Origin of the sequence: Micromonospora sp. L32, assembly GCF_052068055.1 — a bacterium.
Classification (GTDB): Bacteria; Actinomycetota; Actinomycetes; order Mycobacteriales; family Micromonosporaceae; genus Micromonospora; species Micromonospora purpureochromogenes.
Genome location: NZ_JBQHDD010000014.1, coordinates 63004 through 79254, shown reverse-complemented (window position 1 = coordinate 79254; position 16251 = coordinate 63004). Strand labels below are relative to the sequence as shown.

The window sequence follows — 16251 nt, the reverse complement described above, 5'->3', positions numbered from 1 at the left end:
GGCGTGAGCCGGAGGCCCGGCGACCGGCGAGGTCAGCCCTTCGAGGCGCCGAGGGTCAGCCCCCGGACGAACTGCTTCTGGAGCAGGAAGAAGATCACCAACGTGGGGATGGCGACCAGCACCGAGCCGGCCGAGACCAGGTTGTTGTCGGTGAAGAACTCCCCGCGCAGGTTGTTCAGCGAGCTGGTCACCGGGAACTTGTCGCCGCTGCGCATCAGCACGGTGGCCCAGAAGAACTCGTTGTAGATCCAGGTCACCTCCAAAGTGGCCAGCGCCGCCAGGGCCGGCCGGCACAGCGGCATGGTCACCTGCCAGTACTGCCGCCAGACGCTCGCGCCGTCGACCATCGCCGCCTCGTACAGGTCGCGGGGGAGCGCCTTCATGTAGTTGCTCAGCACGAAGACGCAGAAGCCGCACTGGAAGGCGACGTTGACCAGGATCAGCCCCCAGTAGCTGTCGTAGAGCAACTCCGAGTCGCTCATGAACTCCGGCAGCGGCACCTCGGTGAAGAGCCGGAACAGCGGGATCAGCAGCGCCTGCTGGGGCAGCAGGTTGGCCGCGGTGAAGAGTCCGAGCAGGACGATGTTGAGTTTCCAGCTGAACCGGGCGATCACGAACGCCACGCAGGAGGCCAGGAAGAGCGTGAGCAGCACCGCCGGGACGGTGATCCAGACCGAGTTGAGGAAGTGCTTGCCGAACTCGGCGGTCTGCCAGGCGGTGACGTAGTTGTCGAAGGTCCAGCCGCCGAGCGAGGCGTACCCGTTCGCGGCGGTGTAGTCGTACGACCGGAGCGAGCTCAGCACCGCCCAGATGATCGGGAAGAGCCACCCGATCGCCACCGCACCCAGGAACAGGTGCAGGGCCACCCGGGCCGGCCGCAGCGGCGCGCGGCGCTTCGCCGGGGCGTCGGCCGCCGGCTCGCGGGTCATGGTCGACGCGCTCATCGCCGGTCCTCCCTCATCACGGTGGCCAGGTAGATGGTGATGAAGACCAGGGAGACCACCAGCATGATCGTCGCCAGTGCGGAGCCGAAGCCGATCCGGCTGGCCTCGCCCACCACGTTCTGGGTGACCAGCGCGGAGAGCAGTTCCAGTCCGTTGCGGCCCTTGTTGATGACCCAGACCAGGTCGAACGCGCGCAGCGACTCGATCACCGTCACCACCAGCACGATGATGTTGATGGGCCGCATCACCGGGAAGACCACCCGGAAGAAGGTGCTGGTCTCCGAGGCGCCGTCGACGGCGGCGGCCTCGCGCAGCGACGGGTCGACGCCCTTCAGGCCGGCCAGGTAGAGCAGCATGATGTAGCCGACGTGCCGCCAGCCGGCGGCGAACAGCACCGCCCAGATGTTGACGTTCGGGTCGCCGTACCAGTCGGTGTCGCCGCCGAGCACGGCGTTGAGCAGGCCCTGGTCGCGGGAGTAGATGAGCTGCCAGACGAAGCCGATCAGCGCCAGCGAGAGCACCACCGGCAGGTAGAGCGCGGTCTGGTAGAACCGGCTGCCGCGGATCTCCTTGTCCAGCAGCACGGCGAGGAACATCCCGAACGGGGTGGCGACCACGAAGAGCGCCGCCAGCCAGAGCAGGTTGTTCTGCACCGCCGGCACGAACGGCGGGTAGATGTTGACCACGTCGGAGTAGTTGCGACCGCCCACCCACTCGATCTCGCTGAGCGGGCCGATGCCGTCCCAGTCGGTGCCGGAGAGGGCCACGGTGGCCAGCGCCGGCAGCCAGACCAGCGCGACGACGAGCAGCAGCGGTACGAGCACCATCAGCGTGATCACCACGCGGTCGGTGCGGGACAGGAGCCGTAGCCGGCGGCCGCGACCACCCGTGGAGGTGGTGGTCGCGGCCGGCGGCGGCACGGCGTGATCCGCTTGGATCAGGGGCAGGTCGGACACGAGGTCCTCCCCCTCTCGCCGTCAGCTGGTGAAGATCGACTTCTTCTGGTTCTCGATGCTGTTCAGCAGCCCGTCGATGTCCTTCGGGTTCTTGATGAACTGCTGAAGCGCCGGAATGATCACAGTGGAGGCGAAGTCCGGCCGGGTGTCGCGGTCGAGGAACTGGGCGATCTCGGTGGCCGAGCCGACCAGCTCGGCGGCCTTCTTCTGCAGGGCGGTGTAGCCGCTGGTGTCGGCGCCGCCGTTGGCCACCAGGGTGCTCGGGTCGTTCTTCACGGTGATGTCCGCGGCGGCCTTCGAGCCGACGTACTCCAGCAGCTTCTTGGCGTTCGCCTCGGACTTCGGCTTGCGGGCCATCATGTAGCCGTCGATCGGCGCGTCCAGGGCCTTCGCCCCGATCGTCGAGTCGACCTCCGGGAAGGTGAAGAAGTCCAGGTCGTCCTGCTCGTCGTTGCTGAACTGCTGGGCGACGAAGAGGCCGAGCAGGTACATGCCGCTCTTCTTCTGCTGCAACGACTGGGCGGCCTCCTGCCAGGTGCGGCCCAGGCTGTCGGCCTGGTGCAGCGGCAGCAACCCGTTCCAGGCGTCGAAGACCTTCTTCACCTTGTCGGAGGTCCAGGCCTCCTTGCCGGCCATCAGGTCGACGTGGAACTGGTAGCCGTTGATCCGCAGGTTGAGGATGTCGAAGGTGCCCATCGCCGGCCAGCCGTCCTTGTCGGCGAAGGCGATCGGGGTGAGGCCGTCCTTCTTCATCTGCGCGCCGAGGGCGTTGAGGTCGTCGAGCGTCGTGGGCACCTGGTACCCGCGCTGCTGCCAGACCGACTTGCGGTAGAAGACCGCCCACGGGTAGTACGACGACGGCACGAAGTACTGCTTGCCGTCGTCGCCGGTGGAGGCCTTCTTGAACGCGTCGGAGTAGCCGGAGAGCTTGCCCCAGACGTCGCTGAGGTCGCCGGCCAGCCCCTTGGCGGCGAAGAACCGCATCCGGTAGCCGGCGAACCACATGAACACGTCGTCCGGCTTGCCCTGCAGGTAGTTGTTGATGTTCTCCTGGAACGTGTTGTGGTCGACCGTGTTGACCTTCGGCTCGATGCCGGACGCCGTCTGGAAGCCGGCCATCACCTTGGCGATGACCTCCTTCGGCTTCGGGTCCGACTGGTTCGAGCCGATCGACACGGTCTTGCTGTCCGAGCCGGAGTCCGAGTCGGAGCCGCAGCCGGCCAGCAGGCCGGTGCCGAGCAGCGCGCCCGCGCCCGCGCCGGCGAGCAGTGAACGCCGGCCGATGCCGGCGACGGAGGGCGGTACGAGCCGGGCGAGGTACTCGGCTTCGGTACGGGGACGGGACATGGTGCCTCCTGCGGATGAAGAGGTGCGGCGCCCAAGGTGGTCAGTGGTGGAGGTGCCGGCGGGTCCGCGAATGCCAACACAGATTCACCGAGATCCAACATTGGCGAACAAGAACAGCCGGTGGCGCTTGAAGCTACCCCTCCGTGCGGCCGTGTCAAGAGGGCTGCTGGGGATCGATACCGCAGTGTTGACAAGGGATCCCGCTGGTAAACGTTGGAAATGAGTCGATGTTGGAAAGTGTTGACTTGCGCAGTCATCGGGGGCACTCTCTGCACTCATGCGGCAGCACGGCACCTGGCAGGGCGACGGCATCTTCTACGGCGCGGACTACAACCCGGAGCAGTGGCCGGAGGAGGTCTGGGCCGAGGACGTGGCGTTGATGCGCCGCGCCGGCGTCGACCTGGTCTCGGTCGGCATCTTCTCCTGGGCCCTGCTCGAACCGACCCCCGGCCGGTACGAGTTCGGCTGGCTGGACCGGGCCCTCGACGTCCTGCACAACGGCGGCATCCACGTCGACCTGGCCACCGCCACCGCCAGCCCGCCACCGTGGCTGGCCCACCGGCACCCGGAGACGCTGCCCCGTACCGCCGCCGGCACGGTGCTGTGGCCCGGCGGGCGGCAGGCGTACTGCCCCAGCTCGCCGGTCTTCCGGGAGCATTCGCTCGCCCTGGTCGAGGCGATCGCCGGCCGGTACGCCGAGCACCCCGCTGTGGTGATGTGGCACATCTCCAACGAGCTGGGCTGCCACAACGTGCACTGTTACTGCGACGTCAGCGCCGAGGCGTTCCGCCACTGGCTGCGCGAGCGCTACGGCGACCTGGACACCCTCAACGCCGCCTGGGGCACCACCTTCTGGAGCCAGCGGTACGGCGACTGGGCCGAGATCAACCCGCCGCGCAGCGCGCCGACCTTCGCCAACCCCACCCAGCAGCTGGACTTCCTGCGCTTCTCCTCCGACGAGCAGCGGGCCCAGCTGCGCGCCGAGCGGGAGGTGCTCGCCCGGCTGGTCCGGCAGCCGGTCACCACGAACTTCATGATCGGCACCGGGATCAAGTACCTGGACTACCACTCCTGGGCGTCCGACGTGGACGTGGTCTCCAACGACCACTACCTCACCGCCGCCGACCCGCTGTCGCACCTCGGGCTGGCGCTCGCCGCCGACCACACCCGCGGCGTCGCCGGCGGCGACCCGTGGCTGCTGATGGAGCACTCCACCAGCGCGGTCAACTGGCAGCCGCGCAACGTCGCCAAGTCCCCCGGCCAGCTGCGCCGCAACAGCCTCGCGCACGTGGCACGCGGCGCCGACGGGGTGCTGTTCTTCCAGTGGCGGGCCTCCCGCGCCGGGGCGGAGAAGTTCCACTCCGCGCTGGTGCCGCACGCCGGCCCGGACACCAAGGTGTTCCGCGAGGTGTGCCAGCTCGGCGCCGACCTGAAGGCCCTCGCCGAGGTGCGCGGCAGCCGGGTCGACGCCCAGGTGGCGATCCTGTTCGACTGGGAGGCCTGGTGGGGGGCCGAGCTCGACTCGCACCCCAGCGTCGACGTCACCTACGTCGACCGGCTCCAGGCGCTGTACGGCGCGCTCTGGCGAGCCGGCGTCACCACCGACGTGGTGCACCCCTCAGCCGACCTCAGCGGCTACCAGCTGGTCCTCGTGCCGACCCTCTACCTGGTCCGCGACGCCGACGCCGAGGCCCTGCGCCGCTACGTCGACGGCGGCGGCACCGCCCTGGTCACCTACTTCAGCGGCATCGTCGACGAGCACGACCACATCCGCCTCGGCGGGTACCCGGGGGCGTTCCGCGACCTGCTCGGCGTCCGCACCGAGGAGTTCTTCCCGCTGCGCGAGGGCGAGCGGGTACGCCTCGACGACGGTGCCACCGCCGACGTGTGGACCGAGTGGCTGCACCCGGAGGGCGCCGAGGTGCTCGCCTCGTACGCCGACGGGCCGTTGCCCGGCGTCGCCGCCCTCACCCGGCACCGGGTGGGCCGGGGCACCGCCTGGTACGTCGGCACCCGGCTGGACGAGGCGGCCACCGACCGGCTGGTGGCCCGGCTGCTCGCCGAGGCGGGGGCGCGCCCCCCGGTGGCCGCGCCGACCGGCGTCGAGGTGGTCCGCCGCCGCGACGGCGACCGGTCCTGGCTGTTCGTCATCAACCACACCGACGCCGAGGTCCGGCTCGAGGTCACCGGCACCGAGCTGCTCGGCGGCGCACGCTGCGCGGGCGAGCTGCGGGTGCCGGCCGGCGAGGTGACGGTGGTCCGGGAGGGACACGCCGGTCCGGTCCCGCTCGGCGAGCCGACGGCGACGGCCTGACCTGCGTACCGTTTCCCCGTCCGCCCGGTTAGGAGGCTCGATGCTCGCCCAGCAACGGCAGACCGCCATCCTGGAACTGATCCGGCAGCGTGGCGGCGTGCGGGTCAGCCACCTGGTGAGCCGGTTCGGGGTCTCCGACATGACCATCCGGCGGGACCTGGAGGTGCTTGCCGAGCGGGGGCTGATCGACAAGGTGCACGGCGGGGCGACCCTGGCCGGGCCCGGCTCGGCCGAGGAGCCCGGCTTCGCCGCCAAGTCGATCCGCCAGCAGGGGGAGAAGCGGGCCATCGCCGAGCGCGCGGCCGGCATGGTGGAGCCCGGCATGGCGATCGCCCTCTCCGCCGGCACGACCACCGCCGCGCTGGCCACCATGCTCGCCGACGTACGCGGGCTGACCGTGGTGACCAACTCGATCCCGGTCGCCGACGCGCTCTACCAGAACCCGCGCGCCGACCAGACCGTGGTGCTCACCGGCGGCATCCGCACCCCGTCGGACGCGCTCACCGGGCCGGTCGCCGAGGCGGCGATCAGTTCCCTCAACGTCGACCTGCTCTTCCTCGGCGTGCACGGGATGAGCCCGCGGACCGGCTTCACCACGCCCAACCTGCTGGAGGCGGCGGTCAACCGGCGGCTGATCAGCGCCGCCCGGCGACTGGTCGTGCTGGCCGACCACACCAAGTGGGAGACCATCGGCATCGCCACCATCGCCCCGCTGGAGGAGGCCGACGTGCTGATCACCGACGCGAAGCTGCCGCCGGAGGGGCGCCGGCAGGTCGGCGAGCAGGTCGGTGAGCTGGTCGTCGTCGAGGCCGACTGACCGGCGGTCCCGGCCGAGGTGGGTGACCAGCCGGCACGGCGGGGACCGGGACGCCCCGCCGCGCTTCCAGGCACTTCACAGCCGTTCCGGTTACGGTGCCCTGGGTAACAGTCCGCGCTCCACCCCGGAGCGCGTCGTCCGTGCTGTGGGAGTTCCGATGGTCTTCAAGAAGATGCTGAGCGCGCTCGGTGTGGGTGGGCCCAGCGTCGACACGGTCCTGGCCAACCCGAACACGCGGCCGGGCCTGACCCTCGACGGGCAGGTCAATCTCGTCGGCGGCGACGCCCCGGCGAACATCGAGCAGATCACCGTCGGCCTGGTCACCCGGGTGGAGATCGAGAGCGGCGACACCGAGTACGCCGGCATCATGGAGTTCCAGCGGATGGCGGTCAGCGGGCCGTTGCAGCTGGCGCCGAAGCAGCAGCTGTCGATCCCGTTCCAGCTGCCGGTGCCGTGGGAGGCCCCGATCACCGACGTCTACGGCCAGCGCCTGCGTGGGATGACGATGGGTCTGCGTACCGAACTGGCGATCGCCCGGGCGGTCGACAAGAGCGACCTGGACCAGGTCAACATCCATCCGCTGCCGGTGCACGAGCGGATCCTGGAGGCCTTCCAGCGGCTGGGCTTCCGGTTCAAGCACGCCGACCTGGAGCGCGGTCACCTCCGCGGCACCCAGCAGACGCTGCCGTTCTACCAGGAGATCGAGTTCTTCGCCGCGCCGCAGTACGCCCAGGCGGTCACCGAGGTCGAGCTGACCTTCGTGACCAGCCCGCACGGCGTCGAGGTGATCCTCGAGTGCGACAAGCGCGGTGGCTTCCTCAGCGCGGGCCACGACGCGTTCGGCCGGTACACCGTCTCGCACGCCGACGCCGACCGGGTCGACTGGGCGCAGGTCGTCGACGGCTGGCTGCGCGAGACCACCTCCCGCTACGGCAGCCTGCGCGCCGCCGGCTTCGGCGCCCCGCACGGGTACGGCCGCCGAGGTAACGGTATGGGCGGCATGGTCGCCGGGGCGGCCCTCGGCGTCGCCGGTGGCCTGGTCGCCGGGGAGATGATCGAGGACGCCTTCGAGGGTGACTTCGGCGGCGGTGACTTCGGCGGCGACTTCGAGTGAGCCGACGCGACGACGGCCCCCGGGACTCATCCCGGGGGCCGTCGTTCTCACGGCGTTGATCTTGTGGGTCAGTGACGGGCCTTGCGCTCTTCACTGCTGCGGAAGTTGCTGCCGGCCTTGGCCAGGCCCCGGCTGCCCAGATAACCGATGGTCAGCAGGGTGATGAAGAACCAGGCCTGCGGGGCGCGGAAGATGTCCACCCCGACCGAGTTCTTACCGACGAGGAATGACGCGGCCAGTATGCCGATCACGCCGGCGATGTAGACCCAGAACTCCGTCGTACGCAGCGACGGCTTGGTCTCGGTGCCGGGTGCCTGCATTACCTGCTCGCGGCGCCCGTCGCCCATCATCGGCATCGGACGGGTCGGAGCCTCGTTCATCGCCGCCCGGTTGGGCGCGTCCTGCATCGGCCGGTTGATGGGCCTGGTGGATGCAGCCTGCGTGCTCATCTGGTCCTCCTCAGGATTTGATGAGTACCTGCACTCCCTCGCCCCGCTACCGCGTTTCGGCCACGGCACGGTTCGCGTTCATGGCGCGGGCAACCTCCGTCTACCCGACGCCCCCGAGAGGTAACACCGGCTCACCAGCGGATTGCGGCCGCGCCGGTGGCGCCCTGCGGGGAGAGCGCCACCGGCGTGGTACGTCAGCGCAGGCCGTTGCGCACGGCCACCCGGACGAGCAGCTCCGGGTCGTCGGTGATGATGCCGTCCACCCCCAGGTCGATCACCCGCTGCATGACCGCCGGGTCGTTGACGGTGTACGGCACGACCGTGAGCCCGTACCGCCGCTGCAGCTCCGGCACGCGGGGGCCGTGGAAGTAGGCCGGGTCCTCCCGCAGGTACCAGTCGGCCGAGGCGACCGTGCCCTGGGCCGGGTCGTGCACCTGCCAGTTGGCGGAGACCGTCGTGGCGCCGGAGGCGCGGACCAGCTTGCCGAGGTCCTGGTGCTGCCACCAGTCGAGGCCGCCGGTCCACGGGCTCTTGACCGACGGGTCGCCGTGGACGGCGCGCAGCGAGCATTCGTCGGCGAGGGAGGCGCACTCGGCCGGGCCGTACTGCCAGACCAGGGCGACGGTCTCGATGCGCGAATCGAGTCGGTGGGCGTAGCGGATGGTGCGCCAGTCGAACGACTGGATCGTGGTCCGGCGGGTGAAGCCGGCCCGCTGGATCGCGCCGACCAGTTTGCGGGTGAAGCTCGGGTACGGCTCGGTGTCGTCGACCAGCGGGCTGATCTTCGTCTCCACGTTCAGCCGGACGTCGTCGCGGCCGCTGGCGCGCACCAGGGCGAACACCTCGTCGAGGGTGGGAATCCGGGCGCCGGGCGCGGCGACCTGGGCCGGGAACTCCAGCAACGTCCGCGAGCCGCAGTCGACGGTCTTCAGCTGGGCCAGGGTCAGCTCGTGCACGAGCTTGCCGACGTAGGGGAACTGCGGGTCGCCCGGGCGGGCCGGCGCGGTGTCGACGCAGTGCGAGCCGTTGACGGTCCGGTCGTGCAGCACCACCAGGTGCCCGTCGGCGGTGACGCCGGTGTCCAGTTCCAGGGTGGAGATCGCCGGGTGCTCCAGCGCGTGCGCGAAGGCGGGCAGGGTGTTCTCCGGGCGGGTGGCCCGGCCGCCGCGGTGCGCCTGGATGTCGAACGACGAGGCGTGCGTCGCGGGCAGTTGCCGGCCGCGGGTGGCCAGCAGGTCGCGGAGCCGGTCCGGGTAGTCGGTGATGAGGCCGTCGACCCCGTCGTCGAGCAGCTTCGCCATGGTCGGCACGTCGTTGACGGTCCACGGGATCACCTTGATCCCGTGGCGGTGCGCGTGCTCCACCATGTCCTTTGTGACGTACGGCCGGTAGCCGGGGTCGGTGACGGTGCCGTTCTGCGGGAAGCCGTGTACCGGGGAGAACGCGCTCGCGCCGAAGCTGCGCACGGCCCGGATCGGGTCGCCGGCGAAGTCGTCGATGTCCAGGCCGCCGAGCCAGGGCGACGCGCCGGGGCGGCCGACCTGGAGGAAGTCGTAGTTGGTCAGGGCGACCAGGGGCAGCCGCGGCTCGACCTGGCGCATCCGCATCAGCGCGCCCCAGTCGAAGCTCTGGACGGTGACCTGCTTGAGCAGCCCGGCGGCACGGACCTCCCGGGCGGTCACCTGGACGAACTGCTCGCGGGGCGCGGTCTCGGTGGGCGCGCCGGCCTCCACCTTGGTCTCCACGTTGAGCGTCACGTCGTCGGCCCGGTAGCGCTTGACCAGGTCGAAGACCTCCCGCAGCAGGGGCATCCGGGCGCCGGGCACGGCCAGCTGGCCGGGCTTGTCCGGCAGGGTCCGGGAGCCGCAGTCGAGGGTGCGCACCTGGGCCAGGGTGAGGGTGTTGACGTATCTGCCGACGTACGGGAACTCCGGGTCCCCGGGGCGCACCGGGGCGGTGTCCACGCACTTGGCGCCGCTGACCCTGCGGTCGTGGGTCACCACGGCCTGGCCGTCCTCGGTGATCTGCACGTCCAGTTCCAGCGTGTTCACGCCGAGCTGCAGGGCGTTGCCGAACGAGGCGAGGCTGTTCTCCACCCGCAGCCCGAGGCCCCCGCGGTGGGCCTGGAGGTCGAAGGTCCGCTCCGGTCCCGGCCGCGCCTGGGCGGGCGCGGCCAGACCGGATGTCACGGTCGCCACCACCAGGGCGGCGATGGCGGTACGGCGCATTCTGCGCACGCTGTCTCTCCTACGGGGGCGGGCGGTTCCCGCCAACCCGCCGGTCAGCATGGGCAGCGGGAACGGCCGGCAGGCGAGCGGACGGCGGCCGGCCGGTGAACCGGCGCGGACCGGTTTGGTCGCGGCCTGGCCGGGCAGGCAGTGGATTACCGCCAGATCTGCGAGGTGATGGACGTGCGTGACAACGACACGATGCGGGAGTCAACCCGGCTGGCCGAGGAGCGCCTCACCGCCGGCGTCTACGGCGAGGGCGCCCTGGACGAGGTGACCGTGCCGCAGACGGATGTGCTGCGGGTGATCCAGGAGCAGGATCCGGACGATCCGGCCGACGCCCCGGTCGACCCGAACGTGCTGCGCGACGGCGGCCCGACCCGGGGGCAGGGCGCGATCACCACCACCGGCGGCACCGCCGGCCCGGCCAGTGTGCGCCGGTTGGCCCGCCAGCCGGAGCGACACCGCGGCAAGGTCGCCCCGACCACCACCGGCGACGCCACCACGGGCGGCCTGAGCACGCCCGCCGGTGGCTCGACGAGCGACAAGTCCTCGACCGGCTCCCAGGTGGGCAACTTCACCAACGATCGCGCGAACCCCGGCTGACCCGGTCCCGCGACGATCGCGTTGAACAGCGAAGCAGTGGCCTCACCCGCACGGGTGAGGCCACTGCTGTCCACATCGCTCCTCGCCGGCGCAGCCGGGAGCAGGCGTCAGGACGTGGGGCGGAGCACGCCGAGCCGCTGGGTGGCCCGGGTCAGCGCCACGTAGAGGTCGCTGCGCCCGCGCGGGGACTCGGCGACGATGGCGTCCGGGTCGACCACCAGGACGGAGTCGAACTCCAGGCCCTTGGCCTGACCCACGGTCAGCACCACCACCCGGCTCTCCAGCTCCGGCTGCTCGCCGACCGCCGCCTCCGGCAGCGCCTCCACCACCGCGGCCGCCAGCTCGTCGGCCCGGCCCGCCGGCACGATCACCCCGAGCCGCCCGTCGTCCAGCCCGGCGGCCTCCCGGGTGGTCGCCGCCACCAGTTCCCCGGCCAGGCCGGCCGCGTCCACCGCGCGGTCCCACGGCGGTACGCCGCCGGCGCGTACCGAGCGGGGTGGGCGCAGCGCGGGGTCGATCTCGGCGAGCACCTCGGCGGCCACCGCCATGATCTCGGCGGGGGTGCGGTAGCTGACGGTCAGCTCCTCCAGCCGCCAGCGCCGGGCCACGTACGGCTCCAGCGCGTCGGCCCAGGACGGGGTGCCGGCCAGCGCGCCGGTCTGCGCCACGTCACCGACGATGGTCATCGACCGGCTCGGGCAGCGGCGCATCAGCAGCCGCCAGGCCATCGGCGACAGCTCCTGCGCCTCGTCGACGATCACGTGCCCGAAGGCCCAGCTCCGGTCGGCGGCGGCCCGCTGCGCGGTGGTCAGCCGGTCGGCCTCCTCCTGCCGCTCCAGCAGCCGGTCGGCGTCGATCAGGTCGGTGACGCCGAGGATCTCGCCACCGTCGGCCTCGTCCTCGACGTCGATCGAGCGGGAGCCCTTCCAGATCTCCAGCACGCCCTCGGCGTACTCGCGCTGGAAGGAGCGGATCCGCTCGCGGCGGGCCGCAGCGGCCCGCTCGTCCTCCCCGAGCAGCTCGGCGGCCTCGTCCAGCAGCGGCACGTCGGCCGGCGTCCAGCCGCCCGGCTCCCGGTGCAGCAGCGCGCGCTCGGCGTCGGTGAGCATCGGCGCGGCCGCGGCGATCCGGTCGGTCGAGGCGTACAGGTCGGTGAGCAGGCGCTGCGGGGTGAGCACCGGCCACAGCTCGTCGAGCGCGGCCCGGATGCCGGGCTCCTCGCGCAGCTCCCGGCGGATCTCGGCGCGGTCGGCCTCCTCCAGCAGGTTCTCCCCGCCCAGCGGGTCGGCGCCGATCCGCTCGGCGATCTGCGCGGCGAGCGCGTGGACGACCTCGACGTCGAACATGGCGCGGGCCAGGTTGTGCGGGCGGCCGGAGCGGCGGGCCCGGTCGCGGGCCTGGCGGACCATCTCCGGGTCGAGCCGCACCGTGTCCCGCTCGATCTCGATCTCCAGCGGCTCGTCGGGCACCCACTGCCGGTCGCGGACGGCTTCGGCCAGTACCTCGGTCATCACCGTCCGCCCCTTGAGCGCCGCCGTCTCGGCCGGTTCGGCCCGCCGCGCGCTGACGCCGGGGAAGAGGTCGCCGGGGGTACGCAGCAGCACGCCCGTCTCGGCCAACGTGGGCAGCACCTGCGAGATGTAGCGCAGGAAGGTCGCGTTCGGGCCGACCAGCAGCACGCCCCGGCTGGAGAGCTCCCGCCGGTGGGTGTAGAGCAGGTACGCCGCGCGGTGCAGCGCGACGGCGGTCTTGCCGGTGCCGGGGCCGCCCTGCACCACCAGCACGCCCGGCAGGTCGGCCCGGATCACCCGGTCCTGCTCGGCCTGGATGGTCTCCACGATGTCGCGCATCCGCCCGGTCCGGCCGGCGTTGAGCGCGGCGAGCAGGGACGCCTCGCCGGTCAGCTCCTCGTGGGCGGTGGGGGAGACGGTGGCGAGGTCGAGCACCTCGTCGTTGAGCCCGGTCACCTTCCGCTGCCGGGTACGCAGGTGCCGGCGCCGCTTGACGCCCTGCGGATTGGCGGCGGTGGCGAGGTAGAACGGCCGGGCGGCGGGGGCCCGCCAGTCCATCAGCAGCGGGTCGTAGTCGCCGGTGGTGTCGAAGATGCCGATGCGGCCGATGTAGTGCCGGGCCCCGTCGGTGTCGTCGAGCCGGCCGAAGCAGAGCCCGTTCTCCACGGCGGAGAACTGCTCGACCTGGTCGGCGTACATCTGGACCGCGCTGTCGCGCTGGGACCGGGCCTGCAACGTGCCCCCGGTGTTCCGCAGTTCCTCGGTGAGCCGCCGGGCGGCCTGCTCACGCATGTCGTCCAGCCGGCCGTAGAGCAGCGAGACGTACTCCTGCTCGCGGCCGATCTCATCGTCGTGCCGCTGCGCGACGGAACCGTCGGATTGCGTTGACAAGCCGTCTCCTCGTCAATTAAGATGGGTCCAGGAATGGCCGTTGTTGCCATTCCTTTTTTATGGCCGAACTGAGAAAGATACCGCGTCGCGACCCGCCGCACCAAGCATCCCGGCCCCAGACGCCCACGTCACACCTCCCGCCACCCCCTCGCCCGCCCGTCCCTCGACGGCGGCATCCGCGTGGCATCGCGCTGATCCCCGGCCAGCCGTCCGCTGGCGCACTTTCGGGCAAAGAGCACCTCAGCGCGCCGACCCCGCCGGGCCGCCCGCTGGCGCGCTTTCCGGAAAAGAGTGCCCTGACCGCGCTGGTCCCCCCGGACCGCCCGCTCGCGCGCTTTCCGAGAAAGAGTGCCCTCACGGTGCCGGATAACCACGCTTTCTCCGAAAGAGGCCCCGACCGGGCGGGCGGGGGTGGTGGGGGAGGGATGGGTGGGGTCAGCGGCGGCGGGTGCAGGCCTCGGGGGCGCGGGCGACGGTGTCGGTGGACCAGACCACGGCGACGGTGAAGCAGTAGTCGTTGGTGCGGTCCAGGCCGTAGACGACGAAGCTGTTCGTGCCGGCGGGCAACTCCTGGAAGGCGCGCGGGTCCTGCCCGGCGCGGCCGCCGGAGATGACCACCGGCCCCTCCGCGCCCGCCGGGTACTCCCAGTCCAGCGCGATGTTGTCGCGCCGGTCGCGCAGGGTCACCCGGGCCGGTGGGGTGCCAGGCGGGGCGGCGACCCCGGCGCCGGTCGGCGCGGACGACGCGGTGGGGCTCGGCGGGCCGGTCGGCGCGGCGGCGGGCGCCGGCGGATCGTCGCCACCGCCGTCGACCTGGGACACCCCGGCGACCACCGCGACGGTGCCCAGCACCACCACGGTCAGCCCGGCGACCACGGCCGGGGTCGCCCGGCTACGGCGCGGCGGCGGCGCGTGGTGCCGGGGCACCACCACCGGCAGCAGCCGGGACTCCTCCGGGTGGCGCTGACCCACCCGGTGCACCCCGTCGGCCTCCTCGGCGTACCCGTTGGCCAGCCCGACCACGGACGGGGGGACCGGCTCGTGCGCGACCGGCTCCGGCTCGGCGACCGGCTCCGGCGGCCACCAGTCGGCGTACGGGTCGTCGGCCTCCGGGGTGTCGGCGTCCTCGGTGGGCAGCCGCTGGCCGGGCACCGTCGGCGGGTACGCCTGGTCGGTCGCCGCCGGCCCCACCGGCCAGGCGGGCGGCTCGGGCGGCCCCTCGTCGGCCGGGGCGGTGCGGGCGGCCGGCACCACCGGGGCGTCCCGCTCCGGGGGCGGCTCGTCGTCGCAGACGTGGTCCGGGTCGGCGGCCGCCCGGGCCAGGACCGCGACCTGCCGGGCCAGCGGGTCGTCGGCGGGCAGGTGCTGCCGGGCCAGTTCGCGGGCGAGCGCCAGGTTGTCGTGCGCCTCGGTGAACCGGCCGCAGTCGCGCTGCATCGCGCCGAGCCGGGCCAGCATCTTGATGCCGCTGGGGTTGCCGTCGCCGTAGACCTCGCGGTGCAGCTCCCAGGCATCCTGCAGGCGTTCCCGGGCCTGCGCGCACTGACCTCGGGCGTACTCCACGGTGGCCAGGTCGGCGTGCGCGGCGAGCACCCGCAGCGACTCCGGCCCGTCGCGGGCGGTCAGTTCCAGGATCACCTCGGAGTAGAGCCGCGCGGCGCGGGCGTTGCTGCCGACCCGGTGCAGCACGGCGGCCAGCGTCGCTCCCGCCGAGATCGTCCGCTCGTCCGAGCGCCCGTAGAGCCGGGTGGCGGCCGCGTACGCGAAGGCCGCCCAGCCGCGCGCGGAGTGCGGCTCGCCGAGCGCGACCAGCACCCGCGCCTGGAGCCCGGCGGCGTCGGCCAGCTCGGGGGAGGCGTGGTCGGGCCGGGGGTCGACGTCGGTCAGCGCGTCGGCGAGCAGTCGCTGCGCGCCGGCCAGGTCGCCGGCGGACACCAGGTGGTGCGCCTGGAGGGTCAGTTCACCGAAGCCGGAGGGCACGCCCCATCGTGCTCGTCCGGCCACGGGTTGTACAAGCCCCGACGGTGATCGGAGTCGTCAACTGGTCAGGTGGGCGACCAGCGTCTCGCTGATCCGGCGCAACTGGTCGACCTGGGCCGGGCTGAGCGCGTCGAAGAGGTGCCGGCGTACCCCCTCGACGTGGCCGGGCGCGGCGGCGGCGAGCACCGCGAAGCCGTGGTCGGTGAGGACGGCGACCTGGCCGCGCCGGTCGGTCGGGCAGTCCTCGCGCCGGAGCCACCCGGCCGCCTCCAGCCGGGCTGCGGCGTGCGAGAGCCGGCTGCGCGAGGAGCCGGTCAGGTCGGCCAGCTCGCTCATCCGCAGTTGCCGCCGAGGGGCCTCGGAGAGCCGGACCAGGATCTCGTAGTAGGCGTGCGGCATCCCCGCGTCGCGTTGCAGCTCGCGGTCGAGGGTGTCCATCAGCGCCCGGGAGGCGGTCAGGAAGGCCCGCCAGGTGCGCTGCTCGTCGGGGTCCAGCCACCGGGTCATGGCGTCCATCATAGCGGCAATGGTTGAACGCTCAACCAGACCGCGTTAGCGTGGACTGCATGGGAATCCACCGCCTCAACCACGCCGTCCTGTACGTCAGCAACCTCGACCGCAGCGTCGCCTTCTACCGCGACGTGCTGGGCTTCCGGCCGGTGGCGATGACCCCGGACGGGTTCCGTGGCGCCGCGTTTCTCCAGGCGCCCGACTCCGCCAACGACCACGACCTCGGCCTGTTCGAGATCGGCGCGGCGGCCGGCCGCTCGCAGGCCGGGCGGGCCACCGTCGGCCTCTACCACCTGGCCTGGGAGCTGGACACCCTCGACGAGCTGGGCGCCACCGCCGAGCGGCTGGCCGCCGCGGGCGCGCTGGTCGGCACCTCCGACCACGGCACCACCAAGAGCCTCTACGGGCAGGACCCGGACGGCCTGGAGTTCGAGATCGTCTGGATCGTCCCGGCCGACCTGCTCGACGACGAGGCGCTGGCGGCGCGCAAGCGGATCGGCCGGCTGGACCTCGACCGGGAGCGGCGACGCTACGGCGGCCAGACCCGGGGCGGGGTGGGTATCTCCATCCCGGCCTGAGGCCGC

At 72.2% G+C, this 16251-nt stretch carries 13 protein-coding genes; 5 read left to right on the top strand and 8 right to left on the bottom strand.

The genetic code is table 11. The features are described from left to right. Positions 1–32 precede the first annotated feature (32 nt). The 3 genes from ACTMTB_RS28800 to ACTMTB_RS28790 are packed head-to-tail and all read right to left on the bottom strand — an operon-like array spanning position 33 to position 3247. On the bottom strand, positions 33–944 hold the full coding sequence (locus ACTMTB_RS28800; RefSeq protein ID WP_280836275.1) for a carbohydrate ABC transporter permease: 912 nt from the start codon (positions 942–944) through the stop codon (positions 33–35). Then, on the bottom strand, positions 941–1900 hold the full coding sequence (locus ACTMTB_RS28795; protein WP_441149307.1) for a carbohydrate ABC transporter permease: 960 nt from the start codon (positions 1898–1900) through the stop codon (positions 941–943). The genes ACTMTB_RS28800 and ACTMTB_RS28795 overlap by 4 nt, the downstream gene beginning before the upstream one ends. Positions 1901–1921: 21 nt before the next feature. After that, complete coding sequence (locus ACTMTB_RS28790) at positions 1922–3247, bottom strand: ABC transporter substrate-binding protein (protein WP_280836273.1); 1326 nt, start codon at positions 3245–3247, stop codon at positions 1922–1924. A gap of 277 nt (positions 3248–3524) precedes the next feature. On the opposite strand from ACTMTB_RS28790, the gene ACTMTB_RS28785 reads away from it, so the two are divergent. The 3 genes from ACTMTB_RS28785 (at position 3525) to ACTMTB_RS28775 (ending at position 7492) form a co-directional block, all read left to right on the top strand. Then, a complete protein-coding gene (locus ACTMTB_RS28785; protein ID WP_441149306.1) occupies positions 3525–5561 on the top strand; it encodes a beta-galactosidase in 2037 nt (678 codons plus the stop codon). 40 nt (positions 5562–5601) lie between these two features. Next, on the top strand, positions 5602–6378 hold the full coding sequence (locus ACTMTB_RS28780; protein ID WP_441149305.1) for a DeoR/GlpR family DNA-binding transcription regulator: 777 nt from the start codon (positions 5602–5604) through the stop codon (positions 6376–6378). A 157-nt stretch (positions 6379–6535) separates the two neighbouring features. Then, positions 6536–7492, top strand: a complete 957-nt coding sequence (locus ACTMTB_RS28775) for a sporulation protein (RefSeq protein WP_441149304.1) — start codon at positions 6536–6538, stop codon at positions 7490–7492. Positions 7493–7560: 68 nt separating this feature from the next. Here ACTMTB_RS28775 and ACTMTB_RS28770 read toward each other — a convergent pair whose 3' ends face one another. Further along, positions 7561–7941 carry a hypothetical protein gene (locus ACTMTB_RS28770; protein WP_334574741.1) on the bottom strand — a complete coding sequence of 127 codons (381 nt, stop codon included), beginning with the start codon at positions 7939–7941 and terminating at the stop codon, positions 7561–7563. A 194-nt stretch (positions 7942–8135) separates the two neighbouring features. Then, positions 8136–10169 carry a glycerophosphodiester phosphodiesterase family protein gene (locus ACTMTB_RS28765; RefSeq protein ID WP_441149330.1) on the bottom strand — a complete coding sequence of 678 codons (2034 nt, stop codon included), beginning with the start codon at positions 10167–10169 and terminating at the stop codon, positions 8136–8138. A 183-nt stretch (positions 10170–10352) separates the two neighbouring features. On the opposite strand from ACTMTB_RS28765, the gene ACTMTB_RS28760 reads away from it, so the two are divergent. Then, entirely contained in the window at positions 10353–10775 is a 423-nt protein-coding gene (locus ACTMTB_RS28760; RefSeq protein WP_441149303.1) for a hypothetical protein, read from the top strand. Between the two features lie 107 nt (positions 10776–10882). Here the strand turns inward: ACTMTB_RS28760 and ACTMTB_RS28755 are convergent, their stop codons facing one another. The 3 genes from ACTMTB_RS28755 to ACTMTB_RS28745 form a co-directional block, all read right to left on the bottom strand. Continuing rightward, positions 10883–13177, bottom strand: coding sequence for a HelD family protein (locus ACTMTB_RS28755; RefSeq protein ID WP_441149302.1), 2295 nt, complete (start codon positions 13175–13177; stop codon positions 10883–10885). 435 nt (positions 13178–13612) lie between these two features. Next, the gene (locus tag ACTMTB_RS28750; protein ID WP_441149301.1) at positions 13613–15157 is read right to left on the bottom strand and encodes a tetratricopeptide repeat protein; all 1545 of its coding nucleotides are present in this window, start codon (positions 15155–15157) and stop codon (positions 13613–13615) included. 57 nt (positions 15158–15214) lie between these two features. Continuing rightward, on the bottom strand, positions 15215–15673 hold the full coding sequence (locus tag ACTMTB_RS28745) for a MarR family winged helix-turn-helix transcriptional regulator (protein WP_441149329.1): 459 nt from the start codon (positions 15671–15673) through the stop codon (positions 15215–15217). Between the two features lie 50 nt (positions 15674–15723). Here ACTMTB_RS28745 and ACTMTB_RS28740 point away from each other — a divergent pair, with 50 nt between their 5' ends. Then, a complete protein-coding gene (locus ACTMTB_RS28740; RefSeq protein WP_441149300.1) occupies positions 15724–16245 on the top strand; it encodes a VOC family protein in 522 nt (173 codons plus the stop codon). Positions 16246–16251: the final 6 nt, after the last annotated feature.

Coding starts and splice junctions, on each gene's coding strand:
- ACTMTB_RS28780 (WP_441149305.1), top strand. CDS start 5,602: ATGCTCGCCCAGCAACGGCAGACCGCCATCCTGGAACTGATCCGGCAG.
- ACTMTB_RS28790 (WP_280836273.1), bottom strand. CDS start 3,247: ATGTCCCGTCCCCGTACCGAAGCCGAGTACCTCGCCCGGCTCGTACCG.
- ACTMTB_RS28785 (WP_441149306.1), top strand. CDS start 3,525: ATGCGGCAGCACGGCACCTGGCAGGGCGACGGCATCTTCTACGGCGCG.
- ACTMTB_RS28745 (WP_441149329.1), bottom strand. CDS start 15,673: ATGGACGCCATGACCCGGTGGCTGGACCCCGACGAGCAGCGCACCTGG.
- ACTMTB_RS28775 (WP_441149304.1), top strand. CDS start 6,536: ATGGTCTTCAAGAAGATGCTGAGCGCGCTCGGTGTGGGTGGGCCCAGC.
- ACTMTB_RS28770 (WP_334574741.1), bottom strand. CDS start 7,941: ATGAGCACGCAGGCTGCATCCACCAGGCCCATCAACCGGCCGATGCAG.
- ACTMTB_RS28765 (WP_441149330.1), bottom strand. CDS start 10,169: ATGCGCCGTACCGCCATCGCCGCCCTGGTGGTGGCGACCGTGACATCC.
- ACTMTB_RS28800 (WP_280836275.1), bottom strand. CDS start 944: ATGAGCGCGTCGACCATGACCCGCGAGCCGGCGGCCGACGCCCCGGCG.
- ACTMTB_RS28740 (WP_441149300.1), top strand. CDS start 15,724: ATGGGAATCCACCGCCTCAACCACGCCGTCCTGTACGTCAGCAACCTC.